At 37.4% G+C, this 21,138-nt stretch carries 20 protein-coding genes; 4 read left to right on the top strand and 16 right to left on the bottom strand.

The window, feature by feature from the left end:
- Window positions 1-7: 7 nt before the first annotated feature.
- From LVD16_RS01450 to LVD16_RS01440, 3 genes are read right to left on the bottom strand one after another with little or no spacing between them, the layout of a single operon-like run.
- Window positions 8-970, bottom strand: coding sequence for a helix-turn-helix transcriptional regulator (locus tag LVD16_RS01450; RefSeq protein WP_233771807.1), 963 nt, complete (start codon window positions 968-970; stop codon window positions 8-10).
- The gene (locus LVD16_RS01445; RefSeq protein WP_233771806.1) at window positions 967-1,398 is read right to left on the bottom strand and encodes an SRPBCC domain-containing protein; all 432 of its coding nucleotides are present in this window, start codon (window positions 1,396-1,398) and stop codon (window positions 967-969) included. The genes LVD16_RS01450 and LVD16_RS01445 overlap by 4 nt, the downstream gene beginning before the upstream one ends.
- Window positions 1,379-2,563: a lipoprotein N-acyltransferase Lnb domain-containing protein gene (locus LVD16_RS01440; protein WP_233771805.1), complete on the bottom strand. Its 1,185-nt coding sequence runs from the start codon at window positions 2,561-2,563 to the stop codon at window positions 1,379-1,381. Before LVD16_RS01440 ends, LVD16_RS01445 begins: the two co-directional genes overlap by 20 nt.
- 105 nt (window positions 2,564-2,668) lie before the next feature.
- Here LVD16_RS01440 and LVD16_RS01435 point away from each other — a divergent pair, with 105 nt between their 5' ends.
- The 3 genes from LVD16_RS01435 (at window position 2,669) to LVD16_RS01425 (ending at window position 7,352) form a co-directional block, all read left to right on the top strand.
- Window positions 2,669-5,404, top strand: a complete 2,736-nt coding sequence (locus LVD16_RS01435) for a T9SS type A sorting domain-containing protein (protein WP_233771804.1) — start codon at window positions 2,669-2,671, stop codon at window positions 5,402-5,404.
- A gap of 23 nt (window positions 5,405-5,427) precedes the next feature.
- Window positions 5,428-6,450, top strand: a complete 1,023-nt coding sequence (locus tag LVD16_RS01430; RefSeq protein ID WP_233771803.1) for a radical SAM/SPASM domain-containing protein — start codon at window positions 5,428-5,430, stop codon at window positions 6,448-6,450.
- A gap of 119 nt (window positions 6,451-6,569) precedes the next feature.
- Window positions 6,570-7,352: a DUF4197 domain-containing protein gene (locus LVD16_RS01425; RefSeq protein ID WP_233771802.1), complete on the top strand. Its 783-nt coding sequence runs from the start codon at window positions 6,570-6,572 to the stop codon at window positions 7,350-7,352.
- Between the two features lie 83 nt (window positions 7,353-7,435).
- Here LVD16_RS01425 and LVD16_RS27940 read toward each other — a convergent pair whose 3' ends face one another.
- The 13 genes from LVD16_RS27940 to LVD16_RS01365 all read right to left on the bottom strand — a co-directional run bounded on the left by LVD16_RS27940 (window position 7,436) and on the right by LVD16_RS01365 (window position 18,732).
- On the bottom strand, window positions 7,436-7,597 hold the full coding sequence (locus LVD16_RS27940) for a FeoB-associated Cys-rich membrane protein (RefSeq protein WP_502795515.1): 162 nt from the start codon (window positions 7,595-7,597) through the stop codon (window positions 7,436-7,438).
- A 26-nt stretch (window positions 7,598-7,623) separates the two neighbouring features.
- Entirely contained in the window at window positions 7,624-8,424 is an 801-nt protein-coding gene (locus tag LVD16_RS01420) for an inositol monophosphatase family protein (protein ID WP_233771801.1), read from the bottom strand.
- Window positions 8,417-9,193 carry a hypothetical protein gene (locus tag LVD16_RS01415; RefSeq protein WP_233771800.1) on the bottom strand — a complete coding sequence of 259 codons (777 nt, stop codon included), beginning with the start codon at window positions 9,191-9,193 and terminating at the stop codon, window positions 8,417-8,419. The genes LVD16_RS01420 and LVD16_RS01415 overlap by 8 nt, the downstream gene beginning before the upstream one ends.
- Window positions 9,180-9,863, bottom strand: coding sequence for a 16S rRNA (cytidine(1402)-2'-O)-methyltransferase (gene rsmI / locus LVD16_RS01410; protein WP_233771799.1), 684 nt, complete (start codon window positions 9,861-9,863; stop codon window positions 9,180-9,182). Before rsmI ends, LVD16_RS01415 begins: the two co-directional genes overlap by 14 nt.
- 6 nt (window positions 9,864-9,869) lie before the next feature.
- A complete protein-coding gene (locus tag LVD16_RS01405) occupies window positions 9,870-10,100 on the bottom strand; it encodes a 4a-hydroxytetrahydrobiopterin dehydratase (protein WP_233771798.1) in 231 nt (76 codons plus the stop codon).
- Window positions 10,101-10,104: 4 nt separating this feature from the next.
- Window positions 10,105-10,809, bottom strand: coding sequence for a class I SAM-dependent methyltransferase (locus LVD16_RS01400; protein WP_233771797.1), 705 nt, complete (start codon window positions 10,807-10,809; stop codon window positions 10,105-10,107).
- A gap of 33 nt (window positions 10,810-10,842) precedes the next feature.
- On the bottom strand, window positions 10,843-11,106 hold the full coding sequence (locus tag LVD16_RS01395) for a DUF493 family protein (RefSeq protein WP_233771796.1): 264 nt from the start codon (window positions 11,104-11,106) through the stop codon (window positions 10,843-10,845).
- 77 nt (window positions 11,107-11,183) lie between these two features.
- Window positions 11,184-13,271, bottom strand: coding sequence for a peptidylprolyl isomerase (locus LVD16_RS01390; RefSeq protein WP_233771795.1), 2,088 nt, complete (start codon window positions 13,269-13,271; stop codon window positions 11,184-11,186).
- A gap of 81 nt (window positions 13,272-13,352) precedes the next feature.
- On the bottom strand, window positions 13,353-14,639 hold the full coding sequence (locus LVD16_RS01385) for a hemolysin family protein (protein ID WP_233771794.1): 1,287 nt from the start codon (window positions 14,637-14,639) through the stop codon (window positions 13,353-13,355).
- Window positions 14,640-14,817: 178 nt separating this feature from the next.
- Complete coding sequence (lptC, locus tag LVD16_RS01380) at window positions 14,818-15,357, bottom strand: LPS export ABC transporter periplasmic protein LptC (RefSeq protein ID WP_233771793.1); 540 nt, start codon at window positions 15,355-15,357, stop codon at window positions 14,818-14,820.
- 68 nt (window positions 15,358-15,425) lie between these two features.
- Window positions 15,426-16,709, bottom strand: a complete 1,284-nt coding sequence (locus tag LVD16_RS01375; RefSeq protein ID WP_233771792.1) for a hypothetical protein — start codon at window positions 16,707-16,709, stop codon at window positions 15,426-15,428.
- Window positions 16,710-16,742: 33 nt separating this feature from the next.
- Entirely contained in the window at window positions 16,743-18,032 is a 1,290-nt protein-coding gene (bamG, locus tag LVD16_RS01370; protein WP_233771791.1) for a BamG family beta-barrel-assembly machinery protein, read from the bottom strand.
- Window positions 18,025-18,732 (bottom strand): type III pantothenate kinase, encoded by a 708-nt coding sequence (locus tag LVD16_RS01365; protein ID WP_233771790.1) that lies wholly within the window; start codon window positions 18,730-18,732, stop codon window positions 18,025-18,027. Before LVD16_RS01365 ends, bamG begins: the two co-directional genes overlap by 8 nt.
- Window positions 18,733-18,868: 136 nt before the next feature.
- On the opposite strand from LVD16_RS01365, the gene LVD16_RS01360 reads away from it, so the two are divergent.
- On the top strand, window positions 18,869-21,055 hold the full coding sequence (locus LVD16_RS01360) for a peptidase domain-containing ABC transporter (RefSeq protein WP_233771789.1): 2,187 nt from the start codon (window positions 18,869-18,871) through the stop codon (window positions 21,053-21,055).
- Window positions 21,056-21,138: the final 83 nt, after the last annotated feature.

The following is a 21,138-nucleotide window of genomic DNA, read 5'->3' as shown; positions in this document are numbered from 1 at the left end:
CATATAGCTAGGAGTTGTAATGCTCAAAAACCTCTCTAGCTATTTTGCCTAAATGGTCTTTTACCTCTTGTGGTTTAATGTCCAGCACCATGGTGCCAAATGACAATAGCCATCTACAAAAGTAATCCAGGTGGGAAGTCATAAATGTGATTTCTGTTTCTCCATTATCACATTCATTTTCTTCTATGTAGCCTAAGAAATATTTTTGTTCGCCGAGGAGGGCTGCAGTTCTTTTGCTTGTTCTTACTATTACTTTTTTTAGATCAGAACCCAGAATTAGGCTGTTAACATAGTCCTGATAGCTAGAGCTCTCCCTGGGTAAATACTCCTCTTCTTTTACCTGTAATTTGGTAATTCTGTCAGTTCGAAAATCCCGCATATCATTACGCATTCGGCAGTAGCCTATCAGATGCCAGTGGTTACTGTAGAAGCATAGATTTACAGGCTCTACATCTCTGCGGGTATAATCCTGGCTATAGGTAGAGAAATATTCAAAACTGATAATTTTATTCTGAGCGAGGGCCATCTGAATATCAGAAAGGAAATGATCAGGGAACATGTTGCTCTTGGCGGGGGCATTGGGAGGGGTGAGTACCTGAATGTTTTTCTCCAAACTATCTAAATACTCTTTCTCCTGCACTTTTAATACAGCTTTTATTTTAAAAAGAGCATTTTCAAAGTGCTCCTGAATAGAACTGTCGGCATGTCTTTCGGCCAGTTTGGAGGCTATTAATATAGCACCAGCTTCTTCCTTGGTAAAGGATACGGGAGGCAGGTTATAGCCTTCCATAAGAAAGTAGCCCACGCCGGCTTCCGCGCCAATGGGTACACCCGCTTCTTCCAGTGCTCTTATGTCTCTATACACTGTTCGCAGACTAATTTCGAAGCGGTCTGCAATCATTTGAGCTTTTACTACTTTCTTACTTTGTAGCTGTATTAAGATGGCCGCCAAACGGTCTATCCGGTTCATTTTTCTGCCAGTGTTTTTAGTTTCTCGTTCATAGCTACAAATCCTGCTCTGGTATCGTTATCCAATTGCTTTTTTAAAAATGGGACTAGAATTCCACTGAACTCTTCCCTATGAATAAAGAGTGTTTCATTCTCTGAAATTTTCTTCAATTCAAAAATATGATGCCCATCAAAAATGCCTCTTATAAACAGGCTGCCCAACCAGCCAAACTGCACATATCTATGAAATAAAGTAACCTGAGGTTTAAAAACCATTGGCTTTGAACCAGCTGCTTGAACTGTGACTTTTAGCCTTTCTCTCACTTTTGGTTTTCCAATAATGCTGAGAATGAATGGATTCCATTCAGGATACTGATCAAAGTCCATTAAAATAGACCAGATTTTTTCAGCGGATGCTTTAATGTTTATTTCAGTCCGGATCTCTTTCATAAGACAAGTACCTTTGAATATAATATGACCTTACCAGAATTAATATAGCCAAAGGAACTAAGGAATAGTGAATATCCTGCGGTAAAAATGCCCACATCACTATTAAAATTAAGCTAATGAGACATGTGGCCTGAAAGTAAATTCTGATCCAGTCAGGAATATGTTTTTTCAATAAAAAGAAAACCACAGGAAAATGTAGCGGGATAGCCCAAAGAAGGTTGAAATTCTTCGCCGCTGCATGATGGTCAGTAGCTACCCAAAGTAAAAAAAGAACCCAGCCTACCAGGCCGAGGATTGAAAATAAGACAACGTCAAATCCGAAGTAACCTTTATCCTTTCTATACCCCATGAATGAAATAATAATACCAATGACCAATAATAAGCTGAATGTTATTAATGGGGTAATGGAGCTGCTTTGGTCCTCTTCTGGTTGAGACTCATAAGTGACTTCCGTATTTTTCACCAATGGTTCCGGATGTCCATTATGCAGAATGGTGGCGTGGTTAAACCCAGATTCTATATAATCAGGCAGAAACATATACATTTCCGGCGTGGCTTTCACGTCCATAGGCAAGCCTAGGCCTATATCAATTCCAAGCTCGCCCCACGGCTGTTGTTCCAAATAAATGTGTGTAAGATCTCTTATGGTGTAATCCGTCTCAATATATGAACCATCGAACTGAAGGTCCTCTTTAAAGGTCGTTTTTAGCGCATCTCTTATTTTTGTAGCGCAGTTGTTATAGAAATAATCATAGTAGTAATACTGATTTTCAGGCTGCATATTCCATTGTAGGAAATCAAATAGCTGCTGCTTTTGAGCCTGAGTCAGATTAAGTATCTGCTCGTGGATGTATCGGTTATAATAAACATAACCATATTTGAAATCACGGTAAGACTGTGCCGCCAGCTTATAATTTAAATATCCTCTGGCAAAGTTGAGGTAGAAGTTGGGCTGGTTAAAATCAAAAATGCCATAGTTATAAACTACATCATATCCTCGCATGGGATCCGTAACTCTTATGGCACTGTGACCAAACGCAGAATACAATTCACCCTGAAAAGGACCACAAGTGAGGATTCTAATCTCCGCGGTAGGAGATAAGGTCATTTGCTGAGAGTAGCTAATAAAAGGAAGTAGAAGAAATAGCAGCAATAATTTTTTCATGCCTTTAAGATAGGCATATCAAGCCCAAAAATTAATTAAGGATTTATATAAATATATATGGCACTTAATTGTTAAGCATTATATTGCAATCTGAAATTTTTTAATATGAAAAAACTAATACTATCTTTTATTATTTTATTTATTGCGTCATTTAATATAAGTGCGCAAGTTAGCTTTGACAGCAGTGATACCCTTAGTTATTTAGGAAGAGTCAACACGTACGTTTATGTAGATTTTAACGATGATAATTATCTAGACATTCTATATACCATAGATGAAAGGTTATACTTGAAGGAGAATATTGATGGAATCAATTTTAAAGAAGGAGAGCAAATTCTTTCCACCACTTCTAATGTAATTGATATTCCAGAATTGGTAGATTTTAATGATGATGGCATTGAGGATTTAGTTCTAGTTACGAGTGATTCTCTTCATACATATTATCGAAATGAAAATACATATAACCTGAAAGAATCTTTCTTCAGAAGTTCGATGTATAAATTCAATGTGCAGCTGTTGGATTTCAATAATGATGAGGCTATTGACTTGATCTTTGAGGAAGAGGGCAAGATTAAGTTGATCTCAGATTATAGTAATGCCAGCGTTGAGGATTCGGTAGTAGTAATGGATTATGAGCTACCTGGTATAATGGATTTTTTGATTTCTGATATAAATGATGATGGTCTCTTAGATTTGGTAGCACTGGATAATGGAAAGTTAATAACTGATTTACAAAATTTAGATGGTTCCTTCAGAAGATTGGGGAATGTGCCAATAGCTACGGCTAGAATTAATGTGGGCGATGTTAATAATGATGGACTCAAAGAGATCATATTTTATAGCTACTTTGCCAGTGGTATTAATGCTATGTATTATGACGAAACAGAAGACATATTTCATGAAGCACCGTTGGTGCCATCCTACTTATCACAGTTAACAGATGCTTCATGCACAGATTTGAATGGAGATGGAAACCTTGATGTTTTAGCTTACAGCCTAAACCAAATTGTTTATTTTCAAGGAAATGGTGATGGTTCATTTCAGTTACAAGAATGGCTGGTAGAGGAGAAACAACTGGTTTCTTTTTATCCTATTGATGTGATAGACATTAATAATGACTCTCATCTTGATCTTATTGCTAATGGAATTACAGAGGCGAATTTTTATTATTTGGACAACGATTTTGAGGTTCTGAATTCTAAAACTCATGTGTTTTTGCCAATTCCGATGGTTTTTAAAACTATTGATTTAGATAACAATGGTGGAGTTGATTATATTGATATTACCAGAAATGGCCAGATAAGAGTTGACTGGGCTAGTGATTATTTTGAGATTGATAGTACGTCATTTGTTGAGATCCAATTTGGTGTAACTCAAGGCTTTTTATATGACTTAAATAGTGATGGCAACATGGATATTTTCTATCAGTTGGAACGTAGTGATTTACAGGAGATATGGTATGTGACATTGCTTGAAAACGGAGACTTTAGTGAGCCCAAGCTATTTAAAAATGTGGTGAGATCGGCCTCTGAGCCCAAAGTTATCATCCAAGAGGGGCGTGAATATCTTGCTTTCGTAAAAAAAGGTGGAAATAAACTATTCTGGATAGACCCTTTGAATGAGGATGTAAATGAATTTTTTAATGAACCAAATTCTGAGTTGCTGTCTGGGGGATTGGCCAATTTGATTGTTTCTGATTTAGATTCTGATGATAAACAAGATATAATAACCTACCGATTTACATCGGGTACTTTTAGTGTTTGGTTTGGCGATGATGATAGTGACATTTTCCAAATGGAGCTTGAAGGTTTAGAAATTGTAAAAATTAAAGGAGCTGATTATAACAAAGATGATAAGAGTGATTTAATTATAGCGGCAATTGATCCCTTAAATTATCCAGATGCTAAGCTAGTGTTCATGAAAAATACTGGTTCAACGGAGTCTTTATTGGAAGTAGATTATATGATTGATTTTCAAGCCACTAATAATAATTTGAATATCGAATATCTAGACTTGGATATGGATGGAGAGGAGGAGGTGATTTTAAGAAATTATGAATATAACTATCTTATTTATTCTAAGTTAAGTAATGATCAATATGAGTTATTACCTGGATCAGTTCTATCATTGAACTCTGAAGCAGGTATGTCTTTTATAGATATTAATGAGGATGGGAAAACTGATTTAGTTACATGTAGTTCAGGAGGCAGCTTATACTACCAACTCAATAACTCAGTGATAGAACCTTCAAGTCTACAGACTACATTGGAAGTTAGTGACATTACGCCATACTCCTTTAAAGTAACTATGAATGAGGTGGATTATGCTGGTAGAGTTTTGATTGTCAGTGAAGGGGAAGAGTTAACTGATTTAGCATTGACTGATTCTCAGTTTTATGATGGGGCCAGTGCCTTCGGAGAAGGATCGGAGCTAGCAGATCATGCCTTTGTGATTAACGCAGGTAATGAGTCTGAGGTACAAGTGGAGGATTTAATGCCAGAAACGGAATATTATGTGTATGCTGTTGAGTATAATCTAAATGCACCTCAGAATTCAATTATTAATTACTCTACAAATTATGCTAGTGTTGTTGCCAGTACCACGGTAGTTACGTCGATAAGCAATAACCTGATGATAAATTCATTATACCCCAATCCGACAGAGTCAAAATTATACGTGCCAAGAGCATCATCGGCTAAAGTATATAATCTTACTGGTCAGGATATGCATGTAAACTATAATTTGCAAGGATCGCAGTTAGTTCTAGATGTAACTGAATTGCCTAGTGGACTTTATCTGGTAGACACTGGTGATAAAAAACAGCGGTTTATTAAAAAGTAAGATTGTGTGTTTACCTTTAGGGGGTGAACTCAAACCTTACAGACGGCCTTAACTTCATTTCCAAGCTCACACTCAAGCGAGCTTGGAATGCTAGCCGTATAGTTGGCAGTTATATTTCATCAAGGTGGTTTGGGAGAACAAAAATGAGGGGCTTACCTATTAGCATATCTATAGAACCCACCACCTCTTGTAACCTAAGATGCCCCGAATGCCCGAGTGGTTTACGATCATTTACCAGACCCACAGGAATGCTCCAAAATGAGCTTTTCACAAATGTGATAGATGAGCTTAGCGGAACCTTGATGTATCTGTTGTTCTACTTTCAGGGTGAGCCTTTTTTGCATAAGGGTTTTCTTGACCTGGTGAAATATGCTTCGGATAGGAAAATTTATACAGCTACATCTACTAACGCACATTACCTTACGGACGAGGTGGCCAGAAAAACCGTGGAGTCAGGTCTGGATCGTCTCATTATTTCAATTGATGGCACTACCCAAGAGACTTATGAATCGTATAGAGTAGGAGGTAGGTTGGATAAAGTGATTGAAGGAACAAAGAATATAATCCGTTGGAAGAAGGAGTTGAAGTCTAGGACCCCTCATGTTATTTTTCAATTTTTGGTTGTAAAGCCTAATGAGCACCAAATTGAGGAAGTAAAACAAATGGCCACTGATCTTGGTGTGGATGAAGTGGGTTTTAAAACAGCTCAGATTTATGACTATGAAAATGGCTCAGATCTAATTCCCACGATCGATAAATATTCCAGATATAGAAAAAATGGTGATGGCACTTTCTCCATTAAAAATAAGTTTTTAGATCACTGCTGGAAGATGTGGCATAGCGCGGTCATTACCTGGGACGGTAAAGTGGTGCCTTGCTGCTTCGATAAAGATGCTGACCACCAGATGGGAAGTTTGGGCAAAGCATCTTTCCAAGATGTATGGTTTAGTAGGCCCTATGATACATTCCGTAAAAATCTGATCCAATCTCGCAGCAAGATCGAAATGTGCAGAAATTGCACTGAAGGATCTAAGGTTTGGGCTTAGTAATCCCAATATCAGAAATTCAATTCTCTTATAGTAGGTTACCCACCTCTTGAAACTAGTATTTTAATGGTAGGTACGGTATTTGTTTTCCGCCTATCAGACTTTTTAAATTTTTTAATATGATAAAGAAATTAACTTTTTTGAGTTTGTCTATTGGTTTGATGTTCTATATGTCTTCTTGTGAAGAATTGGAGGATGCCCTAAACACCAATTTAACCGAAGCGGAAATTGTAGAAGGCCTAAAGGAAGCCCTTGTAGTAGGCACTGACACCTCAACTTCTATTTTAGGTGCTACTAATGGATATTTAAAGGATGAGGCTGTAAAAATTTTATTGCCTGAAGAGGCTCAGCCTATTCTAGATAATATGGATGAGTTAGGCATAACAAGTGTGATACAACCATTTATAGATCAAACTATTGAAAGTATTAACCGTGCTGCTGAAGAGTCTGCAGCTTTAGACTCTACCAAAACTATTTTCAAAGATGCCATCACCACCATGACCATTACTGATGGGTTCACCATTCTTACAGGTAGTGATTCTGCTGCTACGGTCTATTTGAAAGGTAAAACCTATAGCCGCTTGCTCACTAATTTTAGTGGTATCATCAGCCCGGTATTGGAAAAAGATTTAATCAATGGTGTGAATCTTTCTACCGAAGAATTATATACAAAATTGATCAACACTTATAATGATGGGGTTACAGTTTATAATACTATCAATATTCTCAACCCCAATAAACATATGGATAAAATTACATCTAACAGCTTGGCAGAGCATGCTACCAGTAAGGCATTAGATGGCTTGTTCTTAAAGGTTTCTGAAGAGGAAAAAGCGATACGCGAAGATCCTATCGCAAGAGTTACGGCTATTCTGCAGAAGGTGTTTGGTAGCCAGGATTAACTTTTAGTTTAGTATATCTTAAAGCCGTTCTAATTAGATTTAGAGCGGCTTTTTGTTTTAACAATAGCTAAATACTAGTTCGTTTAATTAGAATTCCCTCTGGATTTTTGCATTTGATGCACTGGAGAATCACAACCGCAACCTTTAGAACATCCGGCGTCTCCTTTGAAATGTTTATATAACAAGTTTCCCAGGTAAATAAGAGCGCCTAAGAATAATAGACCTATGATAATTTGTTGCACCATGTGAGTAAAACTGTCTTAATAAAATATTAGTTCTTCGCCTCCCAATGTTTACGAATTACTTTTAACAAAGATTCGTGAGTGGTTCCCCCTGCACAGATTTCTCTGCCAAAAATGTAATCATCATCTCCTTTAAAATCACTTACTTTTCCTCCTGCTTGCTGCACCAAAAATGCTCCGGCGGCTACATCCCATGCATTGAGATTATATTCAAAGAAACCTTCGAATCTGCCACAGGCTACATAAGCTAAGTCTACCGCTGCACTGCCCATTCTTCTTAAGCCATGAGTAGTTTGCATGAGCTCATTTAATATTTTGAGATATTTATTCATATAGTCAAAGTCATAATAGGGGAAGCCGGTGGCCAGAAGGCTGTCGTTTAGGTGATTTATGGGGGATACGTTTATCTCCTTTTCATTACAAAAGGCCTTTTCTCCTTTTACCGAATAGAAACACTCGTCTTTATTAATCTCATAAACGATGCCCATAACAATTTTGTCGTGCCGCATGAGCGCTAAGCTAATCGCATAAATTGGCAGGCCGTGGGTGAAGTTGGTGGTGCCGTCAAGCGGATCTATAATCCAGTTAAATTCATCTTGTCTTTCAGTTTCGGTGCCTTCTTCAGTAATAAAACCTGCACTTGGAAGAATTTCCTTACAGCCAGCAACCAATTTTTTCTCAGCCTCCTTATCCACATAAGACACCAGATCATTAAAGCCTTTGTGCTCAATATCAGCTAGTTTGAAGTCTTCACTTTCTTTTCTTATGAACGCACCTACTTGCTTTACTAAAGTTTTGGTAGGCTCTAAAAGTGTGCTTAAATCAGTCATCTTTGGTTTTTCTTTTTACGAAGCTGTATAAAATCATTAATACACTTACCCATGCTGCGGTCTTCCCTAAATATTCTCCATTGCCTGCTAGTTGCTTAGCTTGTGCCGTGCCGCTAATAAGATCTTCTGGAACTATGGCTTCTGATGATATATTTAATGAAAAGGGAATCACTATGATTATCAATGTATAGATAATGCTAAGCCAACGAATTTGTACATTAAATATGGCCAAACCTTTAAATAAGGCAAAGTAGAAGAGGAGGTTTACTAATAATATCCAAACAGTAACTCCCTGAAGACCAGTATATAAGTCCCATGAAATGAGGTAAGTATCGTGTTTGAAAATAGAGCCTAAGAAAAACTGAGAAAACTGCGGATTAATCTGTAACAGAAGGTATTCCAGAGCCAGCCAATAAATAATGACGGTAAAAAGACCCAGCCTATTCTTGGCGTATTTATTCGTGAAAATAAAAATTAAAAAGGCTAATGAGGCTACAGCGCCATAACCGGCTCCATACGCAAAAGTAACAATATCCGCTTTGGCAAATGAGAATGCCCAGCAGCCGAAGCCTATAATCAATATTAAGATTATCGTCAGGTAGCTTCCCCATGGGGCATTATTGCTCTCTTTAAATTCACTGAAAATGGCGAAAAGTGGAGCAATGCTTAGCAGAGATAAAAATGCTAAGTTATTCGCAAGTTGGCTGATGATCAGCAGAGATAAAGAAAGAGGGGCTAATATCCAGATTCTAACCTTAGGATTTTCCATCGACTATAATTACAATTTCACCTTTAACAGGCTTTTGTGAAAAATGAACTTTAATTTCTTCGAGGCTTCCATTCACGGTTTCTTCGTGGAGCTTGGTGAGCTCTCTGGATACTGATGCCTGGCGGTCTGCCCCTAGATGTTCGGTTAGTTGGTCTATGGTTTTGAGTAATCGGTGTGGAGACTCATATAAAATAATGGTCCTGTCTTCCGTAGCTAGAAATTCCAGCCTGGTTTTTCTTCCTTTTTTGTGAGGTAAGAATCCTTCAAATACAAACTTATCTGAAGGAAGGCCAGATTTTACCAGGGCGGGCACAAATGCCGTAGCACCAGGTAAACATTCTAGTTTGATGCCGGCCTTTAAGCACTCTCTCACTAGAAGAAAGCCCGGATCAGATATGCTAGGTGTGCCAGCATCTGTAACCAGCGCCATGGTTTCTCCATTTTCCAGACGCTCTACCAGTTTGTCTACAGTTTTATGTTCATTAAATATATGGTAGCTCTGTAGCGGCTTTGATATATCATAATGCTTTAAAAGCTTACCACTAGTTCGGGTGTCTTCAGCCAGTATTACATCTACAGCATTTAAAATTTTAACTGCCCTAAATGTAAAATCATCAAGATTACCGATAGGTGTAGGTACTAAATAAAGTTGAGTGCTACTTTCCTCCACTATTTTTTATGCTAGTTTATCTATTTCGCTGGCCAGTTTATGATCTTTTTCAGTCACTTTATCTCCGGCGTCATGCGTATTTAGCTCAAAGCTAACAGTATTATACACATTAGACCAGTTTGGGTGGTGATTCATTTTCTCTGCCACTATGGCCACTTTTGACATGAATCCAAAAGCTGTCACAAAATCCTCAAACTCAAAGGTTTTCTTTAGCTTGTTATCTTCTTCTTTCCACATAATATTATGGTTTGGTTGCTGTAATAATATACTGGTATTGAAGGCTACTCTCATCTAATTCAATTGGATCAAACCCAGCTTCTTTCAATTCATCAATAGCAGTGTTTTCATCAATCTTGTTGGTCTCTTGCGGCCCCACCGGCATTTCACCTTTTTTATAATCCACTAGAACCAGGGCACCCTGAGGTTTTAAGCCTTCAAGGATTTTCTTCAAATAACTCACTCTGTTACTAATGAAATAATAGGTGTTCACCATAAGTGCGCCATTTACTTCCCCCTTTTTTAATAGCGGATCCTCTTCTTTCGAAAGTCTGGTTTGAATTCGTTCACCCAAGCTATTATCTAATTCAGATTTTCTATCATCGATATAGTTCAGAAATCGGTCATCAATATCTATGGCAATTACAGAAGCATTGAGCTCGGCCATTTTAAAAGAAAAATAGCCAGTTCCCGCTCCAATATCTGCTACTGTCTTACCTGATAGATTACCAAATTTATCTAAAACCAACTGTGGGTTTTGCCATTCGCCTCTATCCGGTGACTCATAGGAGTTCACCATATTTTGAAAAGACTCCATGTTAAAGTCAGAGCCTTGCTGCTCATTTTTAACTGAATCTTGAGTAACAACTACCGTTTCAGTTTTCTTGGTCTCCTTACTTTGGCAGGCAGCGATTACTATTATACCTATGAGAAATATTCTGTGCTTCAATACTTAAAAATAACAGGTAATGATAAGGTATGTTTAAAGGGCAATTATCCCTTCTATTTTATTTGCCTTTATGTAGTAATCAATAATACTGTCACTAGAGGGCATCATAAGCTCAGCGGTGATGCTGATGTAGTTTCCATTGCTGGATTCTTTTTCTTTAAGGTCGTGATGAGCAAACAGGGCTCTCAACTCATCTATCTTGGCCTTTGGAGCTATAAACTTAAACATGTATATGGCAGGCCACTCGTACTCCTTGTCTAATTTTTCTTTGAACGATTGTATTGAATCATCTTTCATGGTGAAATTACCTTAGCTCTAAAATAAGAAAAGCGGGGATAATGTCCCCGCTTTCAATTCTTTAATATTATGAACGATTAATAGAATTTATATCTATTGTCTTCTATGTCAGCATCATCTTTAATGGCTTCACCAATGTTGAAAGCAGTTCTGTTTTGAGTGCTTTGTTGCAATTGGTTTTTGTAAGACGAGTAATCAGCAATTTCTGGAGCCACTGTCTTGCTTTCCATTTTGATTACTAAAACACCATTCTCAGAAGCAAATGGAGCAGTAGTTTCGCCATTTTCTAAAGAGAACGCTTTACCTACAGCTACAGGATCAAAACCAACGTTAGGTAAAGAGTTAACATTTAGTTTAAGATCGCTTGAAGTGTAAACGTTAGCATCAGCACCATAAGCAGAAGCCATTTCGTCAAGGCTACCGCTTAAGCCTTTAAGCTTGCTAATGATTTGCTCTCCTTTTTTCTCTTTTTTAACGGCTGCAGTAAGCTCAGTTTTGATATCAGAAACATCTTTATATCCTTCTTCTACTTCGCCAGTCATTACAGCTACTACGTAGTCATCTTCAAGCTCAAATACTTGAGAAACTGTTCCTGTAGAAGCATCTCTGAATAACCACTGCACTATTTCTCTTGCATCACCTAACGCACCGATACGGCTGTCATTCGGGGCTAATTGATTAGCAGGCATAACCGCTAAAGAATCATTTTTAGCTGTAGATTCGAATGAGTCAAGGTCATCTACGTTAGTAGCGAAAATATCCGCTTTACTGAAGGCCACATTTCTAGTGTCATCACTAGCAAGTACGCTTCTGTCAATTCTTGCTATTTTATATGCTTTGTTAGTCTTAGCTTCAGTTACATCAATAATGTGGTATCCGTAAGTAGTTTTGATAAGACGGTTTACTAAGCCTGGTTCAGTAGCAGAGAAAACTGCATCTTCGAATTCAGGAACCATTTTACCAGTTTGGAACCAGCCAAGGTCTCCACCTCTGCTTGCGCTACCATCTTCACTATTTTCTCTAGCTAGCTGAGCGAAATTAGCTCCACCCTTAAGTTCGTTTAATAAGTTCTGAGCTTTTTGCTTAGCTTCATCATCATCTCCTTTAATTAAGATGTGGCTAGCCTTAGCGTAAGATACGGTGTCATCATAGATAGAAGATACTTTGTAAAGTACATATCCGTTTGGAGTGATATATGGACCTCTTACATCGCCTTCTGTTAAGTTTCCTTCGTTAGCCTGAAGTTCTTTAGGCAGTATACCAGAGTGGTAAGATCCAAAGAAAGTCTGTCCGTCAGTGGTAGTTCCAGCGAAGATAGAGTCATTCTTACTTGCTTTGAATTCAGATTTAAGAGTCATTAACTCATCTTTAACAAAAGCAGTATCTTCTGCAGATGGCACAATAGGGAAAGCTACATACTTTAAGCTCTTGGTGTGCTCTGACTTATATTTCTCTTTGTTTTTATTGTAATAGTCTTTAAGATCGCTGTCAGAAACAGAAACTGAAGAATCACTTACGGCATAAAAAGGAACATATAAATATTTTACTTCAGCCACATCGTTCTGAGCATGGTATTCCATTTCAGCCTCGGCGTCAGTAATATAGTCAGCCTTAATGATAAGGTTTTCGTATTTTACTCTTTCTCTACCCGGTCTTAGGTTCTTTTTAATGATGGCCCAGTAGTTTTGGTACATCGGCGGCTGCTGATCTAAGTTTTGATAGAAGTTTAAGAACAATTGTCTATCAAACTCACCTGTTTGTGGGTTAGTGAAGAAGTTTTTAACCTGAGCGTCTTGATTCTCACCTTGGATCATATCCCAGATCTCATCACTAGTAACCTCAGAGCCAACTTCATCGTATTGCTTGTTGAAAGCATACTTGTTGATAAGAAGCTGCCAAGCCTGGTTTCTTAAAAGAGGTCTGTCTCTTTCAGTAGGCTGTCTGTTATACTGGATGCTGTATTCAGCTTCACGTTGTTGAACGAGGTTCTGAAATTCTTTAAGGTCAATGTTCTCACCGGCTATTTCACCTATTTGAGAGCTATTTCCAAAGAATCGTGAGTTTTTGCTAAAAACATCAGCAAGGATAAATGCAAGTATAGCTAGAGCGATGAACCCTACTACAACTTTGCCCATTTTGTTTCTCAGCGTGTTGATTAATGCCATTTCTGTATAATACGTTCATTTTAAAGAGGCGCAAATTTACATAGTATCCAACTAAAATCAAACTACGTTTTTCGCCCCATATTATTTATTTTCAGTATGTTTAATATCCAATGTAAGTTTTACGATCTCAATTCGTATGTCATTGGTAGATTGTATGGAAAAGTTGAATGGTGGTACGGATACACTATCACCAGGCTGAGGGAGATCTTCTGTTATAGATAATATCAGTCCTCCCACTGTTTCATAGTCACCTGTTGGTAGATTCCAGTTATATTTATCGTTGAGGTAATCAATCTCATGTCTGGCGCTTAAAAGGTAGTTATGCTCATCTAGCATCTGTTCTACCCAGTCTTCGTCATCATGTTCGTCCTGTATTTCCCCAAATATTTCTTCTATAATATCCTCTATACTCACTATGCCTGAGGTACCTCCAAATTCGTCTACCACAAGGGCCAGGCTCTTTCTTTCACTAATAAACTGAATCATTAATTCATTAGCCAGCATGGTTTCAGGTACAATGAGAATTGGTGTAAGGATATCTCTAATGTTTTTAGGTTTTTTAAATAATTCTAATGAATGGCATGAACCAATTACATTATCAATAGAATCTTCATAAACCAGAATTTTTGAATGGCCACTTTCTATGAAGGCAGATTTTAAGTCTTCAATCTCATCTTCAATGTCTATGGCTATGATCTCTGTACGTGGGATCATACATTCACGCACCCTGATAGTTTTAAACTCCAGGGCGTTATTAAATATCTTGGTGTCTACCTCTACATTCGTTTCTTCATCAGAAAGAATGGTGTTTTTAATATAATTATCGAGGTCTGTAAGTCTGAAGGTAGGGCGGTCTTCCGAGTATTCAAGACCGAGTATTCCCGTGAAAATAAATTTTGATAAGGATACAATAGCCCAAACAATTGGCCCCATAACCCAATAAATGGCATACATGGGGAAGGCAAAAATAGATAATAGCCAGTTGGGGTTAATCATGAATATACTCTTGGGCAGGAACTCTGCTGTGAGCAACACAATAAGCGTAGAAGCAATGGTCTGTAAAACCAATGCTGTTATTTCATTATAAAAGAAGTAGCCAGAAAGCAAATTAAGTATGATCGGATCTAAAAGTTTGGCCATGAAAATACCGTAGATTACCAGAGCTATGGTATTTCCGATAAGTGTGGTGCCAATAAAACGGCTGGAGTTGTTAACAAACTTGTTAAGTATCTTGCCGGTTCTATAACCTTTTTTGCCTTGCAGCTCTATGTGCAGGCGATCCGCAGAAACAAAGGCTATTTCTATTCCTGAGAAGAATGCGGAGAATAAAAGGGTTAAGGCAATGGGTACAAAAATGGCAACGTCCATGGATTATTTAGAGGTCTTATCTTTACTGTTCTTGTCTTTTAGAAGTTTATATAAAAATAAAAGACTTAAACATAACATAAAAATCCAATATGCGCCCATAAATCCTACAGTCATTACCTGATGTATGCCAATAATAAATAAGGCAACGCATGCGGAAAAAATTAAAACAGGTGCTAGTTTATTCATTGTTATCTACTGAAAATACGCCCTCAGGCTTTAATATGGTATAGTCTGAGAAGTCTTGCTTAGCATCCAGGCCAGTACCATACACGGTTTGGTCTGGAAGTTTAATAGTTACAAATTTATCAGTAAACATCTTTTCTTCATCAGGCTTCCAGAATAATTCTTCGGTGTCCAGCTCTTGTTTGTTCTCAATATTTTTTAATTGCACATCGCCACGGCCTCTCCACTTATTCTCTTCTTTATAATAAACTGCTTCGTTAGCCTTGAATGTGGAGGTGAGCACGCCATTTTCATCATAAAACTCCATATACATGCCCTCTGGAAACTCACGATTTCCACTGGCGTATTCAAGTAGCTTATCTGTGATAAGCTTTACTTTCAAGGTGGCAGATTCGCTGTAAAATAGCTCCAGGTCTTCAGCTTCCTGCATAGGGCCTTCGTAGGGCTTCAGTTGTTCGGCACTTTTTTCACTGTCACCGCAGGCAAAAAGTAAACCTGCTGCTAGTAAAAGGGCTAAGTACAGTTTTATCTTCATGGCTATATAAAAACAGAGGCCATGAAAAAGAAATTCATGGCCTTGTGAATGAATGTCATTTATAAATGTTAGTCTCTACTTCTAATTGTAGTAGATCTGCCCCAACATCCTACAGATAAAGACTCTCCTTTCTTGTGGTTGAAAGTAAAGATCTCTTCAGTAGATGGGAACTGCTCTTTTGTAGACTGCATCATTTTTGAGTTTCCAGCCTGAGAGAAGAAGTCATAAGCTAATAAGAATACTCCTCTATCAACCACAGGGTCTTTCTCTTGCTTGCAGCTGTTAAAGCTTTGGTAGATAGCATAACCCATGGCATTATATGCATCTTTATTATTAGGATCTACAGATAATGCTTTTTGATACATTTCCATAGCAGCTCCGCCACCTTTAATTGAACCTAACTGGATATACATATCAGCTTTATCAGCAGGATCTTCAGTTAAAGTTAAAGCCATGTTGAAGTACTTCTCAGCTTTAGCTTTGTCAGAATCTTTAAACTTGATACCTAAGTTTTTAGCTAGACCAAAGTTTGGCTCTTTTTCCTGAATAACCATACCAGCTTGTAACCATAAAGGATCGTCAGTACACTTACCGTTAAGCATGAAAGCGAATATTTTCTTAGCTAATTTAAGGTCAGTTGGGTTAGCCTCGAATTTAGGAGCTAGATTTTTTCTTACGAAATCACAATCAACATCAATAATGCTAACTAAAAGACCGTCGATTTTACCTTTGTAATCTTCAAGCTTGTCTTTGTACTTTCCTCCTTGACTAATTTGGTAATCAACCACTTCCATGATTTTGTCATAACGCTCCAAGATTTGCATGTCGTTAAGATTATCTAAGTACTTTTTGTTGTAAACAACAGCACTCATATAAGGTACGTGCATGTAATATGGAATATCGTTTCCGTTAAGCTCATAAGCCTTGTCGAAAAGAGTCATTACTTCTTCCAGCTTATCTTTTTTCTTGATGTTATATCTGTAGAATGAGTAAGCCTTTCTTGCAGTTACATCAGCTTCTTCACCACAGTTAGTCATTCTTAGATCATAGATGATCATTAAAGAATCGATTAACACATCTTGAGCATCACCTTCAGGAGTAGCTTCTACTAAACCTTTGTATATTTTTTCTCCATTGATATAAATAGAGGTATTTAATTTAGGAGCATTCTGTAATAACCATGCGTGTGGTTTTCTAGCTCCTTTAAAATTGTCATTTCTTAATGCATCTGTATAAAGAACGTTTTTCTCTTCTGCCGTAGCTTTATCTTCTGGCCAATTCCAGCCTTCACACTGCGCCTGAACAAGATACGTTTGAAAACAAATAGCCGCTAATAAAAAGATGCGCTTCATTATCTTACTTTTCATCATTTTTAAAATTATTACTTAATCATACTTTCTTTTAACAAACCATTGGTCATTGAAGTTAAAGCCTAAATGCACCTGGTAGTAATCTTCTTCAATGCTATTATCTGATACACTGCCTCTTTTACCTACCTTGAAGGCGAAATCTAAACTAGACAAACGGCCCACTGGTAATGACCAGCCAAAATTAATGCCAAAATCTTTAAGTTGCTTGCCGTTCGTCAAATCCTGACCAATTACATAAGGTGTATCTTCATAACTAACACCTAGTCTGTAAGTCACTCTTTTTAGGTAACTATTTACTGATGAGTAGTCTGGAGTATATTCTCCTCCTAACCCTACTTTGAAAGAATTGGCTAAATTATCGTTTCCACCTTCAAAGCTCTTATAGTCAGACCATTGCTGCATTTTTACATCTGCACCTACGGTCCATTTATAGCCATTTGTAAATGAGATCCCAGCGCCAAAAGAATGAGGGATAACAATACTTCCTCTCTGGCTGTCAAGCGTATCTGAAGTAACAGGAACTCCGCTTACAGTTTGTTCTCTGGCTACATATTTTTTTGCATTCAAATCTCCTTTGAAATCATAGGTAAGTCCTATGTTCAAGCGAATTCTATTATTGAATATGGAATCTTTTCTGTAAGCGACACCTGCTCCGAACATGAAATCAGAAACACTTACACGATTAAGAAAGTTTGGAGTGAAGCTTACTCCGGGCCCAATATTGTCAATGCTGGCCAATGATTCTTTTTCGATGCTACTAAAAATGTAAGCAGCTCTTAAACCTACACTAAAGCTTTTGTTTATAGCCACACCATTAGAAAAGAAAACCTGATTGTACCCTCCAGATCCTCTTTCAGTGATAGTAGCATTTAATGTGTCATTACCAGCTACAGTTCCTGAGTAGCTAAATTCATAGTCTACATTAGAGTAAGGCATAAGGCCAATAGATGATGTCCATTTACCAGGCTTCATAGGAAGAGCAAGTACAAGAAATTCAAGATTACCACCGCTATTGGTTTCAGAAGCAATGCCATTGCTAACAGTTCTCTGTTCGCCGGCCATACCCGCAGTGAAGATAGTGAGGGAGTTATACGGAAGTAAGGCAGGGTTAAGGTTATTTAAATACCAATAACTACCATTACTAATTCCTATGTCAGCCATCCCCTTATTGTGAATGAGTCCCATATTATAAACATCGCCTATACCTTTAGATGTTATGGGTGATTTTGATGCCTGCCCCCACGCTACAGATGAGAAAACACAGATGATAGCTGTGAATAAAATTCCTGATTTTAATCTATGCATTGTAAAGTAATATCCTGTTTAAGCCCATGAGTACTAATTCAGGGGCTGCAAATATGCCTGCTTTAAGCTTGTTTTCAAAGAATTTGGCGTCACCACCGCAAATTATAATCCGCAAATGTGCACATTTGTCACTATACATCCGAATAATTCCGTCTATTTCGGCCGAAATGCCGTATATTATACCACTTAAAATAGACTCTTTGGTAGATTGCCCGGTGAGCTCAACGTCTTCTTCAGGTTCTATCAACGGTAGTTTGGCTGTAAAATTATGCAAGGCCTTGAATCTCATTTTCATACCTGGTGAAATACCACCACCGTGATATACAGAGTTAGCATCTATAAAATCATAGGTTATGCAGGTTCCCATGTCTATAACCAAAGCATTCTCATTAGGAAATAACTCTTGTACACCGGCTACACCGGCAATTCTGTCTAACCCCAGGGTTTGTGGCGTTTTATAGTTTATTTGAAAGGGGAGGGGTAAAGAGCTTGATAGATATATTAGGTCACGTTCTAAGACTTCTTTTATTTCCTGTTCACTTTTTGTGACACTACTAACTATTACATGCTCCAGATTATTTTCATCGTTTAACATTTTGAGATTTTGAGGTGAAATGTCAGAATATGTTCGAACAAGATTCTTTCCATCAAAAATTGCAGCTTTAATGGAAGTATTACCAAAATCAACTATGAGATTCACAGGAATATTTATTTGAATTTATACGGGACTTTAAAGCTAAGATAGTTAAAGATTCTGGACTAAATGAATTGAAAAAAAATATAGAAAAAGTGAAAGTAATTTGTAAGTTCAGGGTTCGTTAGGTCATATCATATCAATGCGATTTCCAAATTACAGACAGTTAGATACCATGGACTGCGGTCCTACTTGCCTTAGAATTGTAGCTAAGCATTATGGCAAAAATTACTCCTTACAGTCATTAAGGGAGAAAAGCCATCTAACGCGCGAGGGGGTTTCTTTACTTGGTATAAGTGATGCTGCTGAGTCAATAGGGTTTCGTACACTGGCAGCTAAAATACAATTTGATAAACTTCAAGAAGAGGCTCCCACTCCATTTATAGCTCATTGGAGACAGAGGCATTTTATTGTGGTATATGGATTCCGAAAGAATAAGGTTTTGGTTTCAGATCCGGCACATGGTTTAGTGAAACTTAGTAAGCAAGAATTCCTTGATGGGTGGCTTAGTGATTCCGAAAAGAATTCGGAAATTGGTGTGGTGCTTTTTTTGGAGCCTTCACCAAGTTTTTATGAGGCGGACGGAGAAAAGGTAAATCGCTCGGGATTTCAATTCTTATTTAAATATTTAAGGCCATACAAGAAATTTATCGTCCAACTATTCTTAGGGATGATATTAGGAAGTATTCTTCAATTAATATTTCCATTTCTCACACAGTCCATTGTGGATGTTGGTATTGCCAATCAGGATTTAAATTTTGTAACTCTGATTTTAATTGCACAGCTAATGTTATTTTTTAGCCGTACAGCAGTGGAGTTTATACGAGGTTGGATCTTATTGCATTTGGGTACTAGAATCAATATTTCGATTCTTTCCGATTTTTTGATAAAACTGATGAGGTTGCCATTATCATTTTTTGATTCTAAAATGATCGGTGATCTTTTACAGCGTATAGGTGATCATAGTAGAATAGAGGCTTTTCTTACATCAACTACTTTAAATGTTCTGTTTTCATTCGTTAACCTCCTGATTTTTGGAGTAGTGCTAGCTATTTATGACTTAAGGATATTCTGGGTGTTCCTTATTGGAAGCGGCTTTTATGTTATGTGGATTTTAATATTCATGAAGAAAAGACGAAATCTTGATTATAAAAGATTTGATCAAATGTCAATTAATCAAAGCAGCCTGATACAGCTTATAACTGGCATGCAAGAGATTAAACTTCATAATAGCGAGAAACAAAAGAGATGGGAGTGGGAAAGGATACAGGCAAAATTATTCAAGGTGAGTATAAAGGGGCTAGCACTAAATCAATACCAACAGGCGGGCTCATTTTTCATTAATGAGTTAAAAAATATTTTAATAACGTTTTTGGCTGCGAAGGCAGTGGTGACCGGTGAAATTACAATGGGTATGATGCTGGCCATACAATATATCATAGGCCAGTTAAATGCGCCCTTGAATCAGCTTGTTAGTTTTATACATACAGCTCAAGATGCCAAAATTAGTCTCGAAAGGCTGGGTGAAATTCATAATCAGGAAGATGAGGAAGATGAAGATGATAAAAAGGTGGATATATTTCCTGAAGATCTTTCGCTGAAGTTGGAAAATGTTCAATTCCAGTATAAAGGTCCTCATTCTGAGAATGTCTTAGATGATGTGAGCTTTAATATACCAGAGGGCAAGATAACAGCCATTGTAGGAGCTAGTGGAAGTGGAAAAACTACTTTGATCAAGCTCCTCTTAAAGTTTTATGAGCCAACTCAAGGAGAGATCAAACTGGGAGATATTAATCTGAGCAATTATGGTAATAGAATGTGGAGAGAAGAATGTGGTGCTGTTTTACAAGATGGATTCATCTTTTCAGATTCAATAGCAAAAAACATTGCAGTGAATGATGAAATAATTGACAAAGAAAAATTGCTTTATGCCACCAGAGTTGCAAATATTCAGGATTTCATAAAAGTATTGCCTCTGGGGTATAATACTAAAATTGGTAGTGACGGTCATGGGCTAAGTCAAGGACAGCGCCAAAGAATTTTAATAGCTCGAGCCGTTTACAAAAACCCTCGCTATCTCTTCTTTGATGAAGCCACAAATGCTTTGGATGCCAATAACGAAAAAATAATAATGAAGAATTTGGACGAATTCTTCAGTGGCAGAACTGTGATAGTGGTGGCACATAGGTTAAGCACAGTAAAAAATGCTGATCAGATAATTGTTTTGAATAATGGAAGAATAGAAGAAAGCGGTACCCATAATGAGCTTGCAGATAAAAAGGGAGCATATTATGAGTTAGTAAAGAATCAATTAGAACTAGGGCAATGACAAACTTCTGATTAACAATATTTTAATCTATTATCATGTTATTGTAATATTAATCCTTTTTGTGTTAAATTGAATGAAATAAT

Source organism: Fulvivirga ligni (assembly GCF_021389935.1).
GTDB classification, from domain to species: Bacteria; Bacteroidota; Bacteroidia; order Cytophagales; family Cyclobacteriaceae; genus Fulvivirga; species Fulvivirga ligni.
This window is presented reverse-complemented; position numbering and strand designations above follow the sequence as displayed.